Below are 21,842 nucleotides of genomic sequence, written 5' to 3'. Positions count from 1 at the left end.
ATTTTTAAGCACTTAATATTGTTAATGTAGATTTTATTATAACCATAATGAAACCAAAATATATTGAAATGAGAAAGATGCATTTTTTACTATTTTTTATAGTGGCTTCTATAATTTGCAGTTGTCAAAATGATGATGACGTAACCGATGAAGTCAACTATTCCATAATTGGAGAAGGTGAATTATATGGAAATGGACAGGAGGAAATTGAGCCATCTGCCTTAATAATAAAAGATTCATCCACTTGGATTGAACTTACTACCAAAATGGATTCTTATCATAAGGTAACAAATACATTTAATGATGACATAGATTTTGAATCCGAAACAGTTCTTGCCATTTTTGACAGCATAAGAGCAAGAACACACTATGCTGTCACAATTACTACCATCCAGGAGACATCTAACAAAGTTATTGTTAATTACAAAAAAACATCCACTAGCGAGGGGTACGATGTCATTAACCAGCCCTTTATTATCATAAAAATACCAAAATCAGATAATAAGGACATTATGATTAAGAAGTAAAGTAAAATAAATTGAAATGAAAACAAACTCCCCCAAAAAAATGGCAAATTACCTTTTCCTACTAGCGTTTACAGTATTATTATGTAGTAGTTGCAATAGTGACGACGGTACTCCTGAAAATTGTGGTTGTGATGCCGAAACACAATATACCTTACCAAACGAAGAATTCGAAGAAATATATGGGATTACTCCCGAAAAGCAAACGACAGGACTATTGTACTACAAGCATACCGAAATTGTGGATGGTTATGCAGACCACGTTGAAGAATTTAGGAACAAGTTTTGGATTTTTCAAGGAACGGAAGGCTGTGGAAATTGCCGAAGGGTGTTTATTGTGTGCAATGATGACTTAGTTGGAGAAGAATTTACTTATTTGAAAAAGGAAGGTGTATATGATTCAATTGCGGTAAAGTTTTTTGGAGATGTTAAGTCTGATAGCGAATGTGTAGAACCTTTTATCGCTCTTGCCGATATGTACTATGCAACAATAAAATTAAATAGAATAGAATTAAAATAGAAAACTTATGAAAAATTTTTTACTATTTTTTATGACGGCTTCTATAATTTGCAGTTGTCAAAATGATGACGATGTAACTGATGAAGTACAACACGCCACCAAAGACCTTTACGACAAACCTCTGCCCGTAATTAAGGCTAACCTAAAGGGTAAATGGCAACTACACTATGGTAAAGGTGGATTTATTGCTAATTTAATTCATGATTGGGGAAATAATGACTATTGGGAGTTTGATTTTTCAAGCAATGAAGATAGGATAATGGCTTATCTAGAGCCTCTAGAAGCTGACACAAAAATTACATGGATAAAAGGACAAGACAATTATGCTGGAGAAACTTATATTATGGAATTTTATGATAAAAAAGGAAATCCAAAACATTTTGTTATTGATGGTATCTATAATGATACTTTGACAATACATTATAATTCTCCAGATGCAATGTTTTTATATTTTACAAAACCATGATGTCATAATAAAATAAGAAGTCTTGTAAAATAAATATTTACTGAGGTGATTTGACACCATAAACAAATACATAATTAAAGTAGACGTTCATGATTTTAGAAATCAGTCACTATAATGGTATTGCATAAAATATTCGTTATTTCTTTTGAAAAAATATAAGTAAAACCAGCTCGCCTCGAAAAAAGGCACCATACGTGCGTCCCTATATTTAGGGGCGCACAAAAATCAAATATTTAAATAACACACAATAAAACCCTAATAACATCTATAAATGAAACTTAAAATTATTCTTATTCTTTTAGTATTTGTTTCTAAAAGTTATAGTCAAAAAGGTATTGTTTATTATGGACAAATAAAAAGTCCTGGGATGAGGAGTGCTGCTGGTCCAGATTTAAACTCATACCTGATATTTAATAAACATCAAGCGTATTATGTGACGGCAAAAGACTCTCTCGAAAAAGACTCTTATAACAACAGATCATTATATAAAGGTGATGGCGAGAAAGTTGCTGCATATAATGGCAATAAAACATATAGGTACGGAGAGCAGGTATTATACAACAGAGAAAAAGACAGTTTATGGTGGAGTCAACGTTTCGGTGGCAATATTTATATTGCTGAGAAAAAACCTGCTATTGATTGGAAGCTACTACCAGAAACAAAAAAAATAGGTAAGTTCAGTGTGAATAAAGCTAGTTGTGAATTTCGGGGTAGAACTTACACCGTATGGTATACTCTGGAAGTTCCATTGCCATATGGCCCATGGAAATTACAAGGCTTACCTGGTTTAATCCTAGAGGCTCGCGATGAACGTGATGAAATGGTTATCTATTTTAAAAGTTTAGAATACCCTACAACGAATAAAACAACCATATCCGAAGTGAAAAGGTTAGAAACTGATTCAAAAGATTGGCAGACTATAGAAGATTTTGAAAATATGCTGAGAAATAGTATAACTAAAGCTTATAACGGAATGATACTTAGAGCGGAAAAAAATGGTTCTAAAAAACCTGAAAAGCCAAAATTTAGTGATATTTATATTGAGTCTTTTTAATAATGACAACGGATACAAGAAAAGAGCTATTTTTAACCAGTTTAATATTTTTATTTTTCACATGTTTCATCTATGCCCAAACTACTATAGCAGGAAAAATTTTAAGTGTTGATGGACTCACAATCCAAGATGCAAGTGTGGTATTACTAGATTCTGAAAATAATAGTATTATTAAATATACCTATTCAAATGCAGATGGAACATTTAAATTCGAATTAGAGTCTAAAAATGAACAAACAGTATACCTTCTAAGAGTTAACCTATTGGGGTATGAGCAAGTCACAGAGACGATAACTATCGATAAGGTAAATAATAATTATAACTTGAGTTTACGGTTAAAACAGAAACTAGAAAAGTTAAATGAAATATTATTGAAACCAGGAGAAAAAATATCAAATGAAGGCAATACTACGACAATAAAGGTTACTCCATTTTTAAATCAATCCGAACAAACTGTTGAAGATGTACTTAAAAAGTTACCAGGCATCGAGGTAACTAAAGATGGAAACATCAAAGCCCATGGTAAATTTATTAAGAAATTAATGATTGACGGGGATGATATGTTTGCTGATGGTTATAAAATGTTGACTAAAAATCTAGATGCTAAAACTATCGATGCCGTACAAATTTTAGATGAATTCCAGGATAACCCTGTACTAGCAAAAGTATTGGATTCAGATGATGTAGCTTTAAATTTAAAGTTAAAAGATAAATTTAAAAATATTTGGTTTGGAAATTCGTCTTTAGGTTTGGGTACGGAAGAGAGAAATAATGTAGCGGCTAACATTGGGCTTTTAAAAAAGAAAATTAAGTTTTTTTATTTGGCAAATTATAACAACCTAGGAAATAAAGCATCCGATCAAGTAAATAGTACACCAGGGTCATTTAATTTTTCTTCTGTATATAAGGAAATAACTATAGAACCCAAAATAACACCTGTCTATGCTATTAATAAAAATGAAAATCAAATTTTAAAAAGTGACCAGAGTATTTTTAATAAAGCATTAATGAATTCATTAGGGGTGGTTACTAAATTAAAACCAAATCTTGAATTAAGATTAACAAGTTCATTCTCGAGAGATGATCAAGAACAACCTTTCTTTTCTAGATCCATTTTTAATGTGGAAGAAGATCCTATTGAGTATACAGAGAGCAGTAAGACTTTTCATAAAAACAATATAGGAACAGGTGAGTTAGAAATAAAGTATACAGGAGGTAATCGCTCTTATTTAAGAAATGTATTGTCCTACAACAATCAACCTGAAAATTTAAACAATAAATTAATTTTTAATGGTGAAGATGAAATATCCCAAAGTTTAAATAAAAAGGAATATTCGATATATAACCATTTAAATTACAGTTATGCGGTTAGTAAAAAAAGTGTATTACACAACTATTTATATGTTGGTAAAAACAATATATCCCAAGATGTATTAATCAATTCACCTATACTTAATGATATTTTCTCCTTACAGGAAGATTCAGATATTCAACAGAACACCAAGGATCTTTTAAAAGTGGTTGGAATCAATTCTAATTTGTTTTCTGACTATGGAGACTTAACAAGTAGAATTGAATTCGGGTATGAATCAGTTGAAGAGGTAAGGGAATTTAATATTGAACCTATTCAGGAAACTGACTCCTACCAGATAGATAGCTTAAAGAATAGTTTTGACTATAGGAGTAATAAATTTACAATACTAACAAAATTGAACTATAAGCTTTCCGATAGGGTGAAGTTAAGAGGGGGTATAGCATTAGATTATGTTACGTTATATGCAAATTTTCATGAAGTAGAAGAATGGATTTTTAAACCTCAATTAGAACTAGATTTAAGCAAACTTAAGATAGGTAGGTTCATTTTTGGATATGAAAAAGGTTATTCTATTCCAGACTCCTATTTGTTTTTACCCAATTTCATGTTAAATAATTATAATTCATTTGTGAGAGGCACAAATAATTTAGATATAATAAAGAGAGAGGAATACAGGTTTTATTATAAATGGGCCAATGATTTAGAATCACAAGCTTTCAGCTTAAGAATAAAATATGAGGATTTTGAAGGAGAATATTCTTCAATCAATGAAATTGGAGAAAATATTAAGTTCTCAATGTATCAATTTGTGAAAGGATCAGAGAAATTATCGGCTAGCGCGAATTTCACTTCCTTTTTCGACGATTTAAATTTTTCTACAAATTTTAGTTCTTCACAAAATTGGACAAGACAACCCATTTTGGCAAATTCGGAAGGTTTTAAAATGTTAAATGGCTATTCGGCAACCTATTTATTTTCTGCGACAACCTATTTTAAAATGCCCTTTAACTTTAAAGTTAAGGCTAATTTAAATTACAGCAAGTCTAATTTTAATAATGTAACATCTAAAGTTGATTGGACTAACTTAGCTTTAAATGTCAATTATAATATATCAAAAGAATGGCATGCTGAAATCATTAACGACTATTATAAGATGACTAATAATTCATACTATTTTATAAAGTCCATGATTAGCTATCAACCAGAATTATCTTCATTCTCTTATAGCCTCATGCTTAATAATTTAACTAATGAACAAAGTTTTGAAAATGAGTTCATAGACCAATTTACAACTTATCAATCTCAAATACAGTTGCTTCCAAGGTATTTTTTTGTTAGTGTAAAATATAGGTTTTAAATAATAATTGAATTCAACCGTATCATAATCGGTTTAGTCTACAATAAAATTGTTGTTTTGAGCTATTGAGCACATGACGTTTTATTCAGATTACATGTATAAATTTTTCTTATAGACCCAGGCCAATTAAAGTAGAACTCCCCTATTTTTATAATCTACACCCTATATTCATAAATAGCCTCTCTACATTCATGAATCTAGACTTGTTTAACTTTAAATCATTCTTTTTTTAAACTTATTTAGCCTGAAAAAATGTTACAACTTGTTTCAGGTCTAAGACAAATATTAAGAATTACTATTTCATAAAAACGCAACACGAACTTATAAGTATAGATTTACCAAAATTTAACCAAATTAATTAGTCTCTAAAACATTAAAATGAAACCTAAAAATTCGATAGTTTAAACTATCAACAGTCCTCCTTTTACAAAGGAAACCTAATTAACATAATACATTTAATAATTAAATTAATACAATGAAAACATTTTTTTTCCTAATCATTTTTACAATTTCTTCAAGTTTATTTAGTCAAATTACCAAAGGTAATTGGCTTGTGGGAGGCACAGGTGATTTCCAAAAATCTAAAATAAAAAATACAACTTCAAATGGAAACATTCAGGAATTTGAATCCATGCATTTTACAATTTCACCAGATATAGGTTATTTTTTAGCAGATAAATTTGCTGCGGGGCTTGTTTTAAATTTCACTGTCAACAACCCCTCTGGAAGTAACAATAGTAGCTGGGGATACCAAATAGGGCCTTTCGCAAGATACTACTTCCTCAATACAGATAAAATTATTAATGTATTTGGAGAGCTTAATTGTTCTTTTGGAAAAGGAATTAGCAACCAAAATTCAGATTCTAATTCTAATAACTATGAAGTAAAGGCAGGAACAGCTCTATTTTTCAACAATAGTGTAGCCTTAGAATTGTCATTGAATTACAATTTAAATCAATTGAACACCAATTCAAGCGATTTAGACACAAAATCATTGACATTAGGAATTGGTTTTCAGATACATTTAGAAAAATAGAAAACATGAATTTAAAAATAAAAACTTGCTCTTTTCTCTTAATATTCTTCCTCGGGATCGTTTTTAATTTACATTCTCAGGAAACCACTTCTACAAAAGTTTGGAGAATTAATATTCTAAATCCCTCAGTAGAATTAGAATTACCTACAGGTCGTTATTCTACTTTTTCCGCAGGAGTAGGCATTGGATATGGAGGAGCTTACCCAAACTTAAGTTATAGCAATAATGGATTTGTATATATGATAGCTCCTTTTATAGATGTACAAGAAAAATGGTTTTATAATTTTGAAAAACGTCATATCAAAGAAAAGAATACAAGCAATAATTCAGGAAATTTCATTTCAGCCAGATTTCTTACAAGGGGAAATTCAATAGCCGATAATTTTTCTAGAACATCTAATTTCGACTTTTCAGTAGGACCTACTTGGGGACTTCAAAGAAGCTATAACAATAAGATTCACTTCTTATTTGACATGGGACCTATAATTTATTTTGACACTAAAGGTAATAGTGGGTTTTACCCAATTATGTTACAATTAAATTTTGGATTTGACATATAAATGACTTTAAAAAGCCCAAACTATCGAGGGTTTAGCCTTAATTTTAGCTAAACCCTCTTTACCTTCATTTTTATTAAATAGCCTACACAAGCCACTTAAGGCACTATTGATTTAAGTTTGCACTTTATTTTTTAAAAGGTCAAAACATAGAGATTTTATATTCATTTAATCACTTCCCATTATTTATTATTGTTATTTTCAAGCTATTAGAGTAAGTTGAAACTTTAGGCAAAAGCATCGAGTAGTAATTTGTTATTACACTAATAAAGGTTAAACAATATCAAAACCTGTCAATTTTCTTTAAATAAGGTTTTGACTTCCTGAAATACCCGATCAAAATTAGCTTGTAAATCCTGAGGCGTATAGTTTTTTTCTGGTGTTGGCAAGCGCTTTTCCAAGGGCTGCCAAGGGAATTGCACCTGCTGTTCCTGTCCATCTGTAAAGACGACGAAACCTCCAGGCTTTAACTTAAAAAATACTTCAGCACGAATTTTGGCGACCTCCCGTTCCCCGGTAGTCACTCTAGTATCAAAATTCAAATTAAACCCTCGACTGATACTGGTTGTTTTCCGTTTAACCAGTTCAAAAAAGCGCTCATAATATTTAGCGGTATCTGGATCGTTTACCTTCCCAAAAAATTGATAAGACAAATTACCCAAAATAGCCCGACTGGCCTTTTCCCCATACATGATATCGTTTTGTACTTTATCCTGCAAAACGTAGACCGTACTGATGCCATAACTTCTCAGGGTGGCGGGAATCCGGTGCATATTCAATAATCGAATGGTGGGCGCCTCTTCCATGAGCAAAAAAGAAGGTTTGGCTCCACGTACGCTCATCTGTTTGGTCATGGTATGTATGATGGTCGCAATTACAGGAGCATAAGCTGTTTCATATTTCGGGTTATTCACTACGGCCACAACAGTATCAGATTTTGCAATATTGACGTTAAGGTCTACCGCATCCTCAGTCAGCACCATAAAAATACTTTGGGTACTCATTTTCTTTAGCGCATTGGCCAAGGTACTCCGCACCCCTGCGGTTTGTCGTTCGGAATCCCGACCACTGATAAAGGCATCTGCCATGACTCTGGAAATACTGTTACTACTTAAAAAAGCGATCAAGCTCTGGGTATCCAAATATTGATATAGGGCTATAAGGTGTGGCAGGGTACAATATTTTGGATAAGAACATTTTAATTTCCAAATGAGCCCAGCCATCAGACCCTCAGCGGCATCAATAAAAAATTTAGAGCTGCCTGTACTCCCGGCCTCCTTCTGTTCCAAAAGGTTTTCAATTAAAACACGTGCCACCTCATTAACATTCTCTTCTTTTTGTAAATATCTCGGTGCGATAGGATTTACCCGATCAAAAATCTGATCAAAGGCAATTATCCTAAAATCTACCCCTTGTTTTTCAAATAGTGGATAGGCTATTTCGGTAAGTTCAAAGTGTTTATAATCATGAATGATCCCACAAAATTGCTGTTGGCTAAAATGTTGCATCAAACGGAATACGACACTTTCGGTCTTACCACTTCCGGCAGCACCAATAATTGAAACCCCACGTCTGATATCTTCCAGGATTAAATGTCCCTTTTTCAATTTAAAAAGCACGCGGTATCGTGTTGCCCCATTAGCTTCTGTTGGTCGATGCAAAAACATTAGACCCAAAATATTTACTAGTATTAATGGACAGATGCTATAGAGAATGAGTTCTGGAAATTCAGCAACTCCAGAAATATATCCACCCAACAAGAGGCAAAAAACCAGCAATAGATTTACCCAAAACGCATGTTTTGTCCAGCAATATATACCAAAAAACATCCCTAACATTAGGCCATTCGAAATAAGATAGACGTATATTATGCTCATGATTGTTAATTTAATATTCAATACTTCCAGATTTCATAGCCATGCCTAGACCCCGTTTTAATTGTTGCAGGACCTGAGTTGCCAGCTGGACTTTGGAAGTCGGAATGGCAGGGATACGCATGCCTGCCCGATTGAGCAGTTTCATGGCCAATGCCCGTTCGGAAGTTGGCAGACCTAATAAGGTGGCATAAAATAACTTTGGGTTTAACAGGGCGGTTTTCCTTCCGGAATAGGATTCCACATAATTGCGTTGATAGTTTGCCATGGCATCAAAACGTTGTTCCGCCAATTGAAAAAACTGATCCCGATCAAATCCCCGCTTTACCAATTTACCATCGATCTCTACTTCTGAACCTTTATTTTTACTGCCAGGAGACAAACTGAACCTATTGGAGGCATCTTTACGACTAACAATAATATGGACGTGGCTTTGCCGACCAGTTTTCAACATTCCTGGAACGATACGCTGCCCTTCCTGTTTGTGTGGTGCCTGCTGCTCCAACTTTAGAATTAGCTTCTGATAATCATTAACCTTACCGATTTTTAATCAGTTCTCTATCTTTCGGATTTCATTTTTACATTCCAAAATTTTCGAGGCATATACTTGATTCTCCCGCACCTCCTTGTCGGTCGGTTTAAAACGTCTGTGTTGTTCGATCTTGGCAAAATAGAGGATGTCCTGAATTTGTGGTGGTCTATTATCGATCTCGCGATTGAAACACTTGACATATTCCTCCATGAGCCCTTTCGTGTATTGTTTCAGATCCATGTCCCCTCGCTCCAAGGCCCGGAGTTCACGTTGACTGGGATTGACGGTAATGCTATAAAATTTAGGTTCTTTGGTTTTCAGTTTGGCTGTATTTCCATCAATGGCCTTAACCACGTCCCGAGCTGTGATTTCCTCGCCCTGATGGTTAAAGAAATGTGCCTCCTCTTCTGGAGCAACCTCTTTATTTTCCTTCTCCAGGTAGTTCACAAAATCTGCTACACTTTTGGCATACTGGCCGCCTATTTTTTGAGGACTAATGGTAATGTACATGATGCTATTCCCTTTCGTTAATTATGCGTTCTTGAAATTTAGGTGCTGACGTATTTTCTTTACGTTCTACCCGCATTGGGGATTGAGGGTTTGTTGCTGCCGATTCAAAAAGCGCTTGTAACATGGCCGCTGTGGGTTTGGTCTGATGCTTCTCAATATCCTTGATAATGGCAATCATGGCATTAAGCCTGCGTTTAATCGCAAGTTCTAAAGTTTGCATATTTGGCCCAAGCTGTTCTTCTGGGGACAGGCCGCTTCGGTCGAAGAATTCCAGCATCAACAATAAGGAGATCGAGTGAGATTTCCCTAAACGTTTGCTGTAAGACTTAAATTGCTTGGCTACAGACTGTTTTATTTTCAGGGTTACAAATCCCTCTTTTTCAAAACCTTTATCCATCTTTTTTAGTAAAAAATCCTTTGATTTTATTGGGCTGGAAACGTTTTTTAGTAAAAAACAAGGAGCTGATTTCAGTTCAAAACTCCACACACAATCGTAACTTACTAACAATCAGTGTGTTGCATTATTTAAAATCACTGTAACCACGCCGTTGCGGGTTACCCTCTTGCTCCTCCATTTCGTCCCGCGCGAGCGGGACAAAATTCCGACCAGCCGTATCTTAAGATAGTACAGGTCTGCTTCGGAATCACTATTCCTTAACATTTTAAGAGTACGAAACAAACGCTTTAAAATATTAGCGATCCAAAGGCATATTTCTTTGCAAATTGCGCAAAATAAAAGGAGCTTTTTAGTGGTTTAAAAAACTCCTTTATCGCTATTAATCGCTCCCCGGTTTAATATTCCCGAGGTAACATCAGCATTTCATTTACAAAATACATACGCAACGAGTCCATGGGAAAGTCCGTGATTTTATAGGGTTGCGTTTCCAATACATTTGCATTGCCATCACTATAGTTTACTTGAGCCTCATAACCTCGACCCTGTTGTTCCTGTTGGGTCAGGCGTTTAAAATCTATTACTATAAAGGGGCATTTGTGTTGAAGCCCTTTACACATAATTAAGGCGTCGTTAACAAACCAATGACAGTGGCCATGTTCAGCCAAATAGGCAATACCCTCAGTAATTTTAAGATTAATTAAAGGGATACGATAAAATACCGACGACCCAATAAACTGTTGTAGGGCGGTTTCCAAAGTGTTACTATTAGAATTCATTGTTAAAAGAATTAAGGTGAATTAATAAAGAGGGAGTTTAGGGTTTGCTCCCTCTTGAAATACTTGGGGATTAGTCCTTATCGGGCTTAGCTCCCATCAGTAGAATATCATCTACTACGACCTCTATCACATACTGTGTTTGTCCGTCCTTGGTTTCATAGCTACGGGATTTCAATTTCCCTACAACTCCAACCTCTTTACCTTTGGATGTATATTTCTCAATAATATCCGCAGTACGCCCCCAGGCCACAATGGTGTGCCAACTGGTTTCGGTCTGTTTTTCGCCCTTAGCATTTTTGTAATGCTCATTGGTAGCCAAAGAAAATCGTGCTACTTTCTTGCCGCTCTCTAGCGTGGTTATAATTGGATCCTGTCCAATGTTTCCAATTAACTGTACATGGTTTTTAATAGTTCCCATAATGAAAAGATTTAAAAATTAATATTAAATTGATTTACTTATTATATCCAGAACGTTTTCCTTTTGTTTTGTTTTTAACTGTTGTTCTGTTGCCGTTTTATTGATGCTGTATGATTTCATAATAGTTGCTTTTGATTTACTTCCCATAGAGCCGTCACTGTCACCTTTTTTTGTTGCTGGATATTTCACAATATTTTTCATGGTTAAGACTTATAAAAGGGAGCGGTACGCGACCGGTTATGCAGTCGTACCATGAAAAATGTTGTTATTTTGCTGACCAAAAAAGAGTACAGGGTGGCTCTGGAAGTAGACGAAATGCACGTATTGAAATACAGCATTGATGGCAACAGAACAAACATGTTCAAAACCGAAAATACTAGGCGAACTGCCCTTTGGGGCGGCTCCTGAATACTGTGTCTTGCCCCATGTGGCAAGGTAACGGTATGAAGGAGTGTAGCGCCATAGGGCTGTTCAAGACCTTTTCATGAAGCTCTTGATCCGACATGCAGCCGAGCGGAATGTCGTGGTCATGTGCTTCATGAACCCAAACGCAGCGGGGTACCGCTACCGCTTAAAAAGCGAACGTCTCTTTACATTCTTAATTATTTGAAGGCTAATGCTATGTAAGACCTCATTTCATGATTACAAACTTTAAAACGAAATAAGAGAGGTTCAAGACCTTAGCCAACACGTCCTATACCGGGGGATACAGTGCATACGGCATCCCATGGTCTTGGTCTTGTTGGCCTTTGCCTATTATCCCGTAAATCTCCAGTTTAAGGTACTGGAGCAACCTTGGTTATGACTATGTTGCCATGTTCAATACCGTATCAAAGAGTCTTCTATCCAGACGTTCCTGTTGGGAAAAACTACGTTTTAAGGTATTATGAAGCACCTCATTAAACGCATTATAACCTAACCAGAGGTTTGGAGATTCTTGAAGCAGTAGTGACTCATGGTCTATAATATCGATAACCATCCGCGAACGCTTGGATGGATTATCATTGGTATCACTACATTCATAGCGAAACAATTTATGCTCTTCCAATACAGCCTTTACAAAAGCTTCGGTATCCATAATCTTAACGGATTTCATGCGGTTAAACTTATCGACTATGCTATAAAACTCATTATCCAAGAACTTTTGGAACAGGTGATTTAATTTCGGAAGTATTAAGGTCGTATTGTTCTTATTGTGCTTAATAGCAAAGTCGATTTCCGATTGTGCAACATGTAGTCCATTGTTACAGATTTTTCTATAAAATCCAAAGTGTCCCGAAGTCCTTTCACTTCCGTCATACGAGTTTTTAAAACGCAACATAGGTAGTATGGCATCTGCTTCATGCTTTACGGTAAACTGATTGGCGTCCTTGATGATGATATCCATCACAAAGGAACGGTCTTCCCTATTGATACTGCGCGTCTCAAAAGATAATTCCGCATCGTGTAACAATTGTTCCGCCTGTTTAAAAAACAGGTCATTTGGAATATGGCCATATGATTTTGAGACTACATTTACAATCCTACCATTGGAGATTATAGCCTGTTCAAGACCTCTACGCGTTGGCATTTGGGTCAAATCCTTTAATGGTACCACAGCGGTTGGCACGTAAAGGTCATCGTGTTGTAATTGATTTAAGTACATTGGAATTTGTTTTTTAATTTAACATGTAAGTAAAAAAGCCCACCCAAAGTGCTGGGCAGGCTTGAAACATTGTGAACGGTTGCTCACTTAAAGCTCGAAAGCTACAATTGCGGATTCAATTTCAGCCTTACGCTGTTCCAAGGTCAATTGCAAGTGTGTCGTCACCAATTTGATTAGGTTTGAATTCGTGGTCTTGAATTCCAAATGGTGCGAATCACGAATTTGAAAAGAGGCCGAGCCATCCTGATTGTAATTAAATTTGGTCAGGTCGTTCAGGGTTTCGGTAAGACGCTCCCGTTGGGTCGCCAAGCCCTTTAACTTTTCAAACTTTTGAATGCGGTCATCCAAATTGATTTCTGTCTTGGCCACTGGAGTGGCAGGTTTTGCTTCACCCTTACCAATGGCTGCATTGGTGAGTTGCTTTTGAACATCCTTTTTAACTGTGGTTTTCTCCTGAATACCATTGTTGCTTGGTTTTGTTTTTGCTTCCATAATTTAAATATTTAGATTAAACAATATGGAGCTATCACCAAACGTAAGACAACATTTTGGAGTGGAAAGGAAACGGAATAAATAGTGACGCAGGAACGGCTTTATGCCGTCCCTTTTCCGAGAAATATGTTGCGGGTTTAACTTTGTTAAATATTGTATATGTAATATGTATTTCCCTATTCACTAAACTTGATAATTTCTTCGAACACAAACGCTATTTCATATTAAATCAACCAATTAATTATATACCGTAATGGTTTAAAGCCGCATTTAATTTCTTAATTATTTTAAGTTTCAACTGTTTTGGAGACAGTACTTCAATAGCATCTCCAAATCCTAGAATAAGACGTTCCAACTCAAAATTTAAATGCACAACTATTTCTATAACTACACTGCCATCTGGATTCGTACTTAAAACGGTTTGAGAATTATGTAAGGGCTTGGTTAAAACATAGGGCGCATTTTTTCTGTCAATTTTTAATCGTACGTGCTTTAGGTTGTGATGATCCAACACCGTTACTCCTATAGTGTTTTTATAATAAGTATCAGGGTTTAAATCAGTCGGTTGATATTTAAGATTGAAATTATAATCGATGGACACAACACGGTCTAATGCTAAGGTAAGTAATCGATCTTCAGCATGCGGTTTACCGACAACAAACCATCTGTTATTAAATTCCTTTAGAAAATAAGGATGAAAAACTATGATACTGGGGTGCGTCGATTTAAATGGCTTATATTTTATCAGTAATACCACTTCCTTTATGACGGCCTGGTAAATTTCATCTAAAAACTCCAACCCTTTTAAATCTTCATTTTTATCTAAGTGAATGATTGAAAACTTATTCGTTTTTTCGGTATAAATTTTATCCTCCAACTTATTGAATAGTCCTTTCAATTCCCCAAATAACGAAAAATCCTGAAACTGCTTTAGCATGGCTATGGTTTCAGAAAGTACCTTCATATCTGTTTCTGAGATTGGAATATTTGTAATAGAAAAATTTGGATCGGAATAGCGATAATACTTTTTTTCATAGACTTCAATGGGCGCATTATATCCCAATTTATCACTTCTCATGAGTTGAATATCCAATTGAACCGTACGCTTACTAACATTTACACTGCGCCCTTCATACTCATACAAAGCCTGAGAACAAGCTTCAATTAAATCGTCTAGCATCCATGCCCTAAAGTGATTCTGTAAGCACTTATCTATCGTTTTGTATCGGATTAATGCATTTTTATTTTGAGCCATTGTCTTAAATATTTCAAGAAAATTAAACAAAACAAATAACTACGCAAATTAATTGCGTAGTTATATTTCAAATTTGTTATCAATATTAAACAATGATAGTGCTATACTATTAAAAAGCGCTCCGCTATGCAGAGGACATGGCGGGGCTTAATGAAAATCAATGTATTATGGAAAACACAAATTTAATTACAGGAAAAGATCTTAAAGCCCTAGGTTATCCACCAGGTATTTGGTACAAAGAAGCTCTTGAGTATATTAACAAGCATAAATTAAACGGCACCGATTTAGAAGCATATTTGACCAAGTTTAAACTCCCCGAGCCTTTAAAGCTATTGGAACATCCAAAACCTTATTCTAAAAATATAATAGCCGAAAATTTAATTGAAGAAGATAATAAAGAAAAAGTTCTTGCGACTATGAATGCTGTTATGCGTACCCCTACGGTGGTTAATGGATCGATTATGCCTGATGCCTGCCCGTCGGGACCTTTGGGAACGATTCCCGTGGGAGGCATTGTAGCTACAAGGAACGCCATCCATCCAGGTATGCATAGCGCAGATATTTGTTGTTCGGTCATGTTAAGTGATTTTGGAACTACCAATCCTTTATCTTTATTGGATGCCGCTCATGCCTCTACACATTTTGGTCCTGGGGGCCGTGAACGTGGAAAACAGTTTAAACTTCCTTCTGAGTTGAAAGCAGCGTTTGAAGCCAATCCATTTCTTAACTCACAAAAGAGTTTATCAATCGCCCAAGAACATTTAGGTACACAGGGAGATGGTAATCATTTTTTGTATGTGGGTATTTCAAAACAAACAGGAAATACGATGTTCATTACACATCATGGTTCTAGAGGGCCTGGTGCCATGCTTTATAAAAAAGGATTAAGCGTAGCCAACAAATTTAGAACTCAACTTTCTCCTGAAACCTTAAGCGAAAATGCATGGATACCGTACGATTCTAATGAAGGAAAATACTATTGGGAAGCATTACAAATAATTAGAAAGTGGACAAAATTAAATCATGAATCCATACATGATGCAACGGCCAAACTTGTAAATAAAACTGTCGAAAACCGATTTTGGAACGAACACAATTTTGTTTTTAAAGATGAGGATATTTTTTACCATGCCAAAGGAGCAACACCATTGGATCCTAAATACCTACCAGATATAACAGGTCCCAGGTTAATCCCTTTAAATATGGCTGAACCCATTTTACTAGTTGAAGGAAAAACCACAGCTACAAATTTAGGTTTTGCTCCACATGGTGCTGGTCGAAACATGAGTAGAAGTCAACATAAAAGAAATTTAGCCCATTTAACTAATGAGGAAATTTTTAAACAAGAAACAGCGGGATTAGATATAAGGTTTTACTCAAATGAAATAGATATTTCTGAACTTCCTAGTGCGTATAAATCTGCCGCTACGGTAAGAGCACAGATTGAAGCCTTTGGTTTAGGTCAGGTTCTTGATGAAATCCTTCCCTATGGCTGTATAATGGCTGGGGATTGGAAAAAAAATGCGCCATGGCGTAAAAAGCGAAAGAGAAAAAATTAGTAGCTACCGTAGATTTAAAATTTAAGTCTACGGTTTGATATTTTTATACAAAATTGCATTTTTATCTCATTAATTATGATCTTAATGAATAATTCGAATCCCAAATTAATTAAAACTCTCTAAAGTCCCTGTTTAACTCATAAGTTAAAAAGTAATAATAGAAAGTCGCACGCATAGGCTTAGACAATTCCCTTTTGCCTTTCAATATTAAACTTAAACTAGATTTGTCTATAGCTAGTTGCTTTATTAAATCCTTGCGTTTTAAACCAAATTCTTTCATTTTACATTCAATCCAATCCAAGGTTATACTATCCACCTGAAGAGAAAACACAACGGGTACAACTATTATTTTCAAACCTGTAGGCTCAAAAGCTTTTTTACCTCGTTCAACTAATTGTTTTTGATTTAATATATAACCATTTATCAATCGACTCTGGGAAACTTTGACTTTTAATACGTTATCGGCATCTATATTTAGTAGCTGAATATCAACCCCCTGTGCTCTATACAAACTTAGCGTTTTAAGCACATCTGATTTACCTGTTTTTAGAGATTGTAAAATAGTATCCATAATTGTATAGTTAAACCAACTAAAATAAACAAAACAACAGCTAAATCACTTAATACCCGATATTCAATATTAAAAACTATATTGAAATTTATTTCTATCACTTACGATCAATAGCATCATACCCTCTGATACTTCTTAAAGTTCTCGGCCTGCTCAAAAATTTCCTTGTACACCTCGTCTCGGTCTACAGGTGGGTAATCATTTTCGCCAAGTAAAATTATTAAATCTACTTTTAATTCAGCTTTTATATCATCGCGTTTGCTCCAGTCGGTGTATTTGGATTTGTCGTCTACTATTTTCTTGACTTCTTTAGACAGGTATACCAATTTATCATCAGGGTATTCAAAATCGTATTTATGAGCTAAGGTTTTAAGGATATCGTAAAACGACTTTTCTTCGAAACTAATTCCTAAATCATCACCTGCACTAAATTCCTGTTTTATTGCAATGATAAGTTCTGTTAGTTCTGTGGCAATGATATCAAATTCTTCGGCGTTAAACACATCCTGTTCTTTACGTTCGTTATATTTTTCAACTAAGGCCTGCATTTTCTTTGAAAAGTCTGTTCCTCTGGATTTATTCACTTTTTTAAACTCTTCAATCACTTTAGCCAATAGATTTTTCAGGATCTGGATTTTGGTATTTGGTAGTTTAATTTTATTGATACGATCGATATAATCTGCATCAAAAATATCGATTTGAGATTCGCTTTCATCCCCTAACTTAAAAATCTCTTCTACCCCATCACTAGCCAAAGCTTCCTTCATCATTTCCCGAACTCTGGCATTCATTTGTGCTATATCTGGCGCCGTTCCTTTCGTCAGTTTAAACACAATAGAACGCACGGCTAAATAAAAATGGATATAATCGCGATGTTTCTGCGTTAATTTTTCACTACCTACACAAACATCATAGGCCGCTTTTAAACGCTTGGTCATTTGCATAAACCGTTTTTCTGTTTGCTCAGTTTGCAAAACAAACTCCGAAGCCAGATTTAAAGTGTTTAATTGCGCTACCGACGATCCGTTAAAATAATCAGACGCATCAAACTTATGAAACAGCTTTTCCAATAAATCCAGATGATCTTTCACCACCACCACAGATGTTTCTACATCTTCAATATTCTGACTATCGGCCTTGCTGTATTGCGCCAAGGCTAGATTCATTTGCTTTTTAATACCAATATAATCTACTACTAACCCCTTCTTCTTGCCTTTAAATTTTCTGTTCACTCTCGAAATGGTCTGAATCAGGTTATGACGCTGGATAGGCTTATCGATATAAATGGTATCTAAAAACGGTACGTCGAAACCAGTCAACCACATATCCACCACAATAGCAATTTTAAAATTAGATTTACTGTTTTTAAACTGTCTGTCCAGTTCTTTACGATACTCTTTAGTTCCTAATAAATCCCATAACTCCTTAGCATCATCCTTACCTCTGGTCATGATCATTTTCACACGTTCTATAGGTAAAATTTCTTTTTGTTCCTTTTCGGTCAGTTCTGCACCAGCTTCACAAGCCCGCACTTCACCCCATGCTGGACGGAGTTCCAACACATTTTTATAAAACTCAAAAGCGATTTGTCTGTTACTACACACAAACATGGCTTTCCCCTTTACGGTCGCCCCTTCTTCTAAACGTTTTTCATAATGCTTCACAAAATCTTCGGCTACAGCTTTAATTCTGTCAGGATCGCCAAGAATGACATTCATATTCGTGGTGGCCTTCTTACTTTCCTCTATCTGATATTCATTAGCACCATCGGCTTCACATTGACTGTAGTACTCTTCAATTTCCTGTAACTTAGTACTATTTAGCAACACTTTTGCTGCACGACCTTCATACACCAAACGTACAGTAATTTCATCGTTTACAGACTCCGTCATAGTATAGGAATCTACAATATCACCGAACACATCTAAAGTCGCGTCTACTGGCGTTCCTGTAAAGCCTACAAAAGTGGCATTTGGTAAGGAATCATGAAGGTATTTTGCAAATCCATAGGTTTTCTTTACACCCTTTTCGGTAATTTTAACCTTTTGTTCCAGATTGATCTGGCTGCGGTGGGCTTCATCCGAAATACACACCACATTGGTTCTATCGGTTAGTAATTCGGTATCTTCAGTAAACTTGTGTATGGTGGTTAAAAACACACCACCACTTTGTCGTCCTTGTAGTTTTTCCCGAAGCTCTGCTCTGCTTTCAACACTAATCACATTATTATCGCCTATATAACCTTTAGCATTCTGAAACTGGCTAGATAATTGATCGTCCAAATCCGTTCTGTCCGTAATCAACACAATGGTAGGACTGGCAAAATGAGCGCTTCGCATTAATAAACGCGTTAAAAACAACATGGTATAACTTTTACCACAACCTGTAGCGCCAAAATAAGTCCCTCCTTTACCGTCTCCCAACGGCTTTTGTTGCTTTACAACATTGGTATACAATTTTGTGGCAGCATAATACTGCGGATAACGACAGACAATTTTTTCATCTTTTTTAGACGTATCAGGAAAATAAATAAAGTTTCGAATAATATCGCGTAATCTATTTTTATCAAACATCCCTTTCACCATCGTATACATGGCCTGTATACCATCGACTTCCTTGATATCGTCTCCCGAAATTTTTCGCCAGGCGTAATAAAAATCGTAACCTGCGAAAAATGATCCTGCTTTAGAATTTACTCCATCGCTCAACACACAAAAAGCATTGTATTTAAATAGTTCTGGAATATCTCTTTGGTAACGCACAGTTAACTGCTCGTATGCTTGAAATAATGTAGCTTCTTCTCGAATGGTCGATTTAAACTCGAACACGACTAGCGGTAATCCGTTGATGTATAAAATACCATCTGGAATGCGCTTTTCGTAGCCTATAATTTCTTGTTGTGTAACAAATTTATAGCAATTAACATCTGTTTTAGGATAGTTATTATTTGGCTCTGCGGCCTGGTTCTGCAAAACATGATTATCGACTTCTAAAGCGTTTTGAAGTCCGTTATAATCTAGTAACTGAATATAAAGATCCTTTTTAGACCGATCTTCCCGTTTTAAAATAAAACCATCCGAAACCAACCTCATGATCGCTTTATTACTCCCGTACAAATCGGAGGCAGGATAAGCTTCTAACTGTCGAATAATCTGATCCACTTCCCCTGAAGTGATGCCCTCCTTTTCATAACGGCTTTCAAGATAGGCTTTAAGATCCTCTTTGATAAGTACGTCTTCTGGACTTCTGTTTATCACTTCTCCTAAAAGATGCGGAAAGCCTTGGTCCTCTAATAATTCAGCAAATACATGTTCTAACTGGGCTTCGGTAAATTTTTTCATATTGTCTGGTTAAATGCATCTTCTATCTTTTTGATACGTTCTAGTAATACTGTCCAAGTTAAGCTTTCTCCTACAATCATATTATCCTGCATCGTTTTATAATCTTGTTCCCAGGATTTCAAAATAGACTCAGGAGGTAAAATACTTAATTTTCCTTTAACATGATTAGAATAATCTAGTCCCCTTAACGGTGTAACGGATTGACGATGTGCCACAATAGCCTTAAATAATTCATCATTGGTCACTGCTAATTTTCCATGCGACGTATCCATTAATTTTTCTAAATCGTAAAGATGGCGTGTTAATCGCTCTGTTCTTATTTTTTCGACAGGCTTAGAAAATTCTTCATGTAATAACAATATTTTTTCAATGTAAGTTCTTGCTGGTAACACTACTTGCACATCGAAGGCTTGCTGAGCAAAAGGCAAACTTTTAAATTGTTCGTCTATAAATGAAACAATAGCTCGCTTTTCACTAGGCTCTGTTAAAGAACGGGCTCCCATTTCCAATAATACCCGCGGTTGTATATAGTCGTTAGTATGGGTTGTTACCGAACGATAATAAATTTCCAGAGAATTCGGGTCGCTAGTATCATCTACATGTTCGTTATAGTGAATTTCGTAAAGCTCTTTATTAATACCTAGAGCGTCTAATTGAGACATCAACTCTTCTCGAAACGCATTCACAATAAACCCTCCGGAAGCTTTTCTTAGTTTTTTAATTTTTGTTTTAGAATCTAACACATCAAAGCCAAGCAAGTGTCTATCTATAATAAGATCTATATCTTCTGAAAAACGATCTATAAGCTGATAGCCTTTGCTAAGTGAAGTCCCCCCTTTAAAAATAATGGAATCGGCATATCTTGTTTGAAACACGGCACGTAATACCATACAAACCCACCAATCCTTTTCAATGGCATAGGTAGGATACCCTGTAGCAGTACTCACTTGTTGTAAGACCTGCTCCTGCTGATTAATGGGTAGACTAATCCACATAGTTTGAATCATTATAAAGTTCCTGAATTAGTTTCTGAATCCAAACGGGAGCAAATTTCAGTTCTTTTGCCACAATATTTTTATGAAGTTGTTGCACCTTGGGTTGTAATTGTTTAATAAATGTTTCGGTAATATTTTTTTGCCCTATTTCTTTACAGGCCTGCACAATTAGCTGTAACAATTCATCTTTTATTGCAAAGGTTCTAGGAACGGTTTTTTTAAACTTAATAACACTTTTACCAATTTTTATATCGCGTTGCGACCCATCGGTTAAGTAGGTAATCTTTAAAGGAATTTGTGTGGTTAATCCCAAAGTATATAGTGCGTAAACGCCTGTTGGCGCAATGCGAGCTTTATCTCTTTTAGCTATTTGCTTAGCGACATCTTCTATTTTAGGATAGATCACCCCTAATAAATCATCTATCTGAGGTTTTAAGTAAATACCCTGAGCCAATCGCGTCAAAACACCGTCTTTTTCCAACCTTGACAAACTTTGCCTAATAGCATCCTGAGACGCATAGCCTGTAAAATCTTCGGAAAAAAACAAACGCCCTCTGGTCGCTTTCGAAATTTTATGTTCTATTTTAAAATTAGGCATTTACAACATATAATTTAGTATAATATGTCACAAATTTAGTAAATATTTGT

General features: G+C 35.3%; 20 protein-coding genes and 1 pseudogene. 8 read left to right on the top strand and 13 right to left on the bottom strand.

Annotation, left to right across the window (positions count from 1 at the left end):
* Positions 1 to 47 precede the first annotated feature (47 nt).
* The 7 genes from ACR9EA_RS05170 (at position 48) to ACR9EA_RS05140 (ending at position 6,832) form a co-directional block, all read left to right on the top strand.
* Positions 48 to 527, top strand: coding sequence for a hypothetical protein (locus ACR9EA_RS05170; protein WP_435138419.1), 480 nt, complete (start codon positions 48 to 50; stop codon positions 525 to 527).
* A gap of 40 nt (positions 528 to 567) precedes the next feature.
* Positions 568 to 1,044 (top strand): hypothetical protein, encoded by a 477-nt coding sequence (locus tag ACR9EA_RS05165; RefSeq protein WP_435138417.1) that lies wholly within the window; start codon positions 568 to 570, stop codon positions 1,042 to 1,044.
* 7 nt (positions 1,045 to 1,051) lie between these two features.
* A complete protein-coding gene (locus ACR9EA_RS05160; protein ID WP_435138415.1) occupies positions 1,052 to 1,510 on the top strand; it encodes a hypothetical protein in 459 nt (152 codons plus the stop codon).
* Positions 1,511 to 1,781: 271 nt separating this feature from the next.
* Entirely contained in the window at positions 1,782 to 2,564 is a 783-nt protein-coding gene (locus ACR9EA_RS05155) for a GLPGLI family protein (RefSeq protein WP_435138413.1), read from the top strand.
* A gap of 2 nt (positions 2,565 to 2,566) precedes the next feature.
* A complete protein-coding gene (locus tag ACR9EA_RS05150; protein WP_435138411.1) occupies positions 2,567 to 5,236 on the top strand; it encodes a TonB-dependent receptor in 2,670 nt (889 codons plus the stop codon).
* Between the two features lie 475 nt (positions 5,237 to 5,711).
* Positions 5,712 to 6,272, top strand: a complete 561-nt coding sequence (locus ACR9EA_RS05145; protein ID WP_435138409.1) for an outer membrane beta-barrel protein — start codon at positions 5,712 to 5,714, stop codon at positions 6,270 to 6,272.
* A 5-nt stretch (positions 6,273 to 6,277) separates the two neighbouring features.
* Positions 6,278 to 6,832 (top strand): hypothetical protein, encoded by a 555-nt coding sequence (locus ACR9EA_RS05140; RefSeq protein ID WP_435138407.1) that lies wholly within the window; start codon positions 6,278 to 6,280, stop codon positions 6,830 to 6,832.
* Positions 6,833 to 7,122: 290 nt separating this feature from the next.
* On the opposite strand, the gene ACR9EA_RS05135 is transcribed toward ACR9EA_RS05140, so the two are convergent.
* The 9 genes and pseudogenes from ACR9EA_RS05135 to ACR9EA_RS05095 form a co-directional block, all read right to left on the bottom strand.
* Positions 7,123 to 8,706 (bottom strand): type IV secretory system conjugative DNA transfer family protein, encoded by a 1,584-nt coding sequence (locus ACR9EA_RS05135; RefSeq protein ID WP_435138405.1) that lies wholly within the window; start codon positions 8,704 to 8,706, stop codon positions 7,123 to 7,125.
* Positions 8,707 to 8,716: 10 nt separating this feature from the next.
* Positions 8,717 to 9,745 (bottom strand): annotated as a pseudogene (gene mobB, locus ACR9EA_RS05130) (MobB family relaxase).
* Between the two features lie 4 nt (positions 9,746 to 9,749).
* Positions 9,750 to 10,142, bottom strand: a complete 393-nt coding sequence (locus tag ACR9EA_RS05125; RefSeq protein ID WP_435138403.1) for a BfmA/BtgA family mobilization protein — start codon at positions 10,140 to 10,142, stop codon at positions 9,750 to 9,752.
* Positions 10,143 to 10,537: 395 nt separating this feature from the next.
* On the bottom strand, positions 10,538 to 10,918 hold the full coding sequence (locus tag ACR9EA_RS05120) for a DUF6876 family protein (protein ID WP_435138401.1): 381 nt from the start codon (positions 10,916 to 10,918) through the stop codon (positions 10,538 to 10,540).
* 70 nt (positions 10,919 to 10,988) lie between these two features.
* The gene (locus ACR9EA_RS05115) at positions 10,989 to 11,336 is read right to left on the bottom strand and encodes a single-stranded DNA-binding protein (protein WP_435138399.1); all 348 of its coding nucleotides are present in this window, start codon (positions 11,334 to 11,336) and stop codon (positions 10,989 to 10,991) included.
* 24 nt (positions 11,337 to 11,360) lie between these two features.
* On the bottom strand, positions 11,361 to 11,537 hold the full coding sequence (locus tag ACR9EA_RS05110; protein WP_435138397.1) for a hypothetical protein: 177 nt from the start codon (positions 11,535 to 11,537) through the stop codon (positions 11,361 to 11,363).
* A gap of 604 nt (positions 11,538 to 12,141) precedes the next feature.
* Positions 12,142 to 12,906, bottom strand: coding sequence for a DUF932 domain-containing protein (locus tag ACR9EA_RS05105; protein WP_435139816.1), 765 nt, complete (start codon positions 12,904 to 12,906; stop codon positions 12,142 to 12,144).
* Positions 12,907 to 13,068: 162 nt separating this feature from the next.
* Positions 13,069 to 13,473, bottom strand: a complete 405-nt coding sequence (locus tag ACR9EA_RS05100; protein WP_435138395.1) for a hypothetical protein — start codon at positions 13,471 to 13,473, stop codon at positions 13,069 to 13,071.
* A gap of 241 nt (positions 13,474 to 13,714) precedes the next feature.
* Positions 13,715 to 14,728 (bottom strand): helix-turn-helix transcriptional regulator, encoded by a 1,014-nt coding sequence (locus ACR9EA_RS05095; protein WP_435138393.1) that lies wholly within the window; start codon positions 14,726 to 14,728, stop codon positions 13,715 to 13,717.
* Positions 14,729 to 14,895: 167 nt separating this feature from the next.
* On the opposite strand from ACR9EA_RS05095, the gene ACR9EA_RS05090 reads away from it, so the two are divergent.
* The gene (locus ACR9EA_RS05090; RefSeq protein ID WP_435138391.1) at positions 14,896 to 16,287 is read left to right on the top strand and encodes an RtcB family protein; all 1,392 of its coding nucleotides are present in this window, start codon (positions 14,896 to 14,898) and stop codon (positions 16,285 to 16,287) included.
* Between the two features lie 109 nt (positions 16,288 to 16,396).
* Here ACR9EA_RS05090 and ACR9EA_RS05085 read toward each other — a convergent pair whose 3' ends face one another.
* The 4 genes from ACR9EA_RS05085 to ACR9EA_RS05070 all read right to left on the bottom strand — a co-directional run bounded on the left by ACR9EA_RS05085 (position 16,397) and on the right by ACR9EA_RS05070 (position 21,792).
* The gene (locus ACR9EA_RS05085) at positions 16,397 to 16,858 is read right to left on the bottom strand and encodes a hypothetical protein (protein ID WP_435138389.1); all 462 of its coding nucleotides are present in this window, start codon (positions 16,856 to 16,858) and stop codon (positions 16,397 to 16,399) included.
* A 116-nt stretch (positions 16,859 to 16,974) separates the two neighbouring features.
* A complete protein-coding gene (locus ACR9EA_RS05080) occupies positions 16,975 to 20,199 on the bottom strand; it encodes a type I restriction endonuclease subunit R (RefSeq protein ID WP_435138387.1) in 3,225 nt (1,074 codons plus the stop codon).
* On the bottom strand, positions 20,196 to 21,194 hold the full coding sequence (locus tag ACR9EA_RS05075) for a nucleotidyl transferase AbiEii/AbiGii toxin family protein (RefSeq protein WP_435138385.1): 999 nt from the start codon (positions 21,192 to 21,194) through the stop codon (positions 20,196 to 20,198). The genes ACR9EA_RS05080 and ACR9EA_RS05075 overlap by 4 nt, the downstream gene beginning before the upstream one ends.
* The gene (locus tag ACR9EA_RS05070; RefSeq protein ID WP_435138383.1) at positions 21,184 to 21,792 is read right to left on the bottom strand and encodes a DUF6088 family protein; all 609 of its coding nucleotides are present in this window, start codon (positions 21,790 to 21,792) and stop codon (positions 21,184 to 21,186) included. The genes ACR9EA_RS05075 and ACR9EA_RS05070 overlap by 11 nt, the downstream gene beginning before the upstream one ends.
* Positions 21,793 to 21,842 lie beyond the last annotated feature (50 nt).

Origin of the sequence: Formosa sp. A9, from assembly GCF_051200825.1 — a bacterium.
Taxonomy (GTDB): Bacteria; Bacteroidota; Bacteroidia; order Flavobacteriales; family Flavobacteriaceae; genus Formosa.
Note: the sequence above shows the minus strand (reverse complement) of the source record. Positions and strands in the feature narration are given on the sequence as shown.

What these genes read in the sequence shown, in the direction of transcription:
- ACR9EA_RS05140 (WP_435138407.1), top strand. Translation starts at nt 6,278, where the DNA reads ATGAATTTAAAAATAAAAACTTGCTCTTTTCTCTTAATATTCTTCCTC.
- ACR9EA_RS05170 (WP_435138419.1), top strand. Translation starts at nt 48, where the DNA reads ATGAAACCAAAATATATTGAAATGAGAAAGATGCATTTTTTACTATTT.
- ACR9EA_RS05110 (WP_435138397.1), bottom strand. Translation starts at nt 11,537, where the DNA reads ATGAAAAATATTGTGAAATATCCAGCAACAAAAAAAGGTGACAGTGAC.
- ACR9EA_RS05115 (WP_435138399.1), bottom strand. Translation starts at nt 11,336, where the DNA reads ATGGGAACTATTAAAAACCATGTACAGTTAATTGGAAACATTGGACAG.
- ACR9EA_RS05080 (WP_435138387.1), bottom strand. Translation starts at nt 20,199, where the DNA reads ATGAAAAAATTTACCGAAGCCCAGTTAGAACATGTATTTGCTGAATTA.
- ACR9EA_RS05135 (WP_435138405.1), bottom strand. Translation starts at nt 8,706, where the DNA reads ATGAGCATAATATACGTCTATCTTATTTCGAATGGCCTAATGTTAGGG.
- ACR9EA_RS05165 (WP_435138417.1), top strand. Translation starts at nt 568, where the DNA reads ATGGCAAATTACCTTTTCCTACTAGCGTTTACAGTATTATTATGTAGT.
- ACR9EA_RS05145 (WP_435138409.1), top strand. Translation starts at nt 5,712, where the DNA reads ATGAAAACATTTTTTTTCCTAATCATTTTTACAATTTCTTCAAGTTTA.
- ACR9EA_RS05125 (WP_435138403.1), bottom strand. Translation starts at nt 10,142, where the DNA reads ATGGATAAAGGTTTTGAAAAAGAGGGATTTGTAACCCTGAAAATAAAA.
- ACR9EA_RS05095 (WP_435138393.1), bottom strand. Translation starts at nt 14,728, where the DNA reads ATGGCTCAAAATAAAAATGCATTAATCCGATACAAAACGATAGATAAG.
- ACR9EA_RS05075 (WP_435138385.1), bottom strand. Translation starts at nt 21,194, where the DNA reads ATGTGGATTAGTCTACCCATTAATCAGCAGGAGCAGGTCTTACAACAA.
- ACR9EA_RS05155 (WP_435138413.1), top strand. Translation starts at nt 1,782, where the DNA reads ATGAAACTTAAAATTATTCTTATTCTTTTAGTATTTGTTTCTAAAAGT.
- ACR9EA_RS05160 (WP_435138415.1), top strand. Translation starts at nt 1,052, where the DNA reads ATGAAAAATTTTTTACTATTTTTTATGACGGCTTCTATAATTTGCAGT.
- ACR9EA_RS05070 (WP_435138383.1), bottom strand. Translation starts at nt 21,792, where the DNA reads ATGCCTAATTTTAAAATAGAACATAAAATTTCGAAAGCGACCAGAGGG.
- ACR9EA_RS05100 (WP_435138395.1), bottom strand. Translation starts at nt 13,473, where the DNA reads ATGGAAGCAAAAACAAAACCAAGCAACAATGGTATTCAGGAGAAAACC.
- ACR9EA_RS05090 (WP_435138391.1), top strand. Translation starts at nt 14,896, where the DNA reads ATGGAAAACACAAATTTAATTACAGGAAAAGATCTTAAAGCCCTAGGT.
- ACR9EA_RS05150 (WP_435138411.1), top strand. Translation starts at nt 2,567, where the DNA reads ATGACAACGGATACAAGAAAAGAGCTATTTTTAACCAGTTTAATATTT.
- ACR9EA_RS05085 (WP_435138389.1), bottom strand. Translation starts at nt 16,858, where the DNA reads ATGGATACTATTTTACAATCTCTAAAAACAGGTAAATCAGATGTGCTT.
- ACR9EA_RS05105 (WP_435139816.1), bottom strand. Translation starts at nt 12,906, where the DNA reads ATGCCAACGCGTAGAGGTCTTGAACAGGCTATAATCTCCAATGGTAGG.
- ACR9EA_RS05120 (WP_435138401.1), bottom strand. Translation starts at nt 10,918, where the DNA reads ATGAATTCTAATAGTAACACTTTGGAAACCGCCCTACAACAGTTTATT.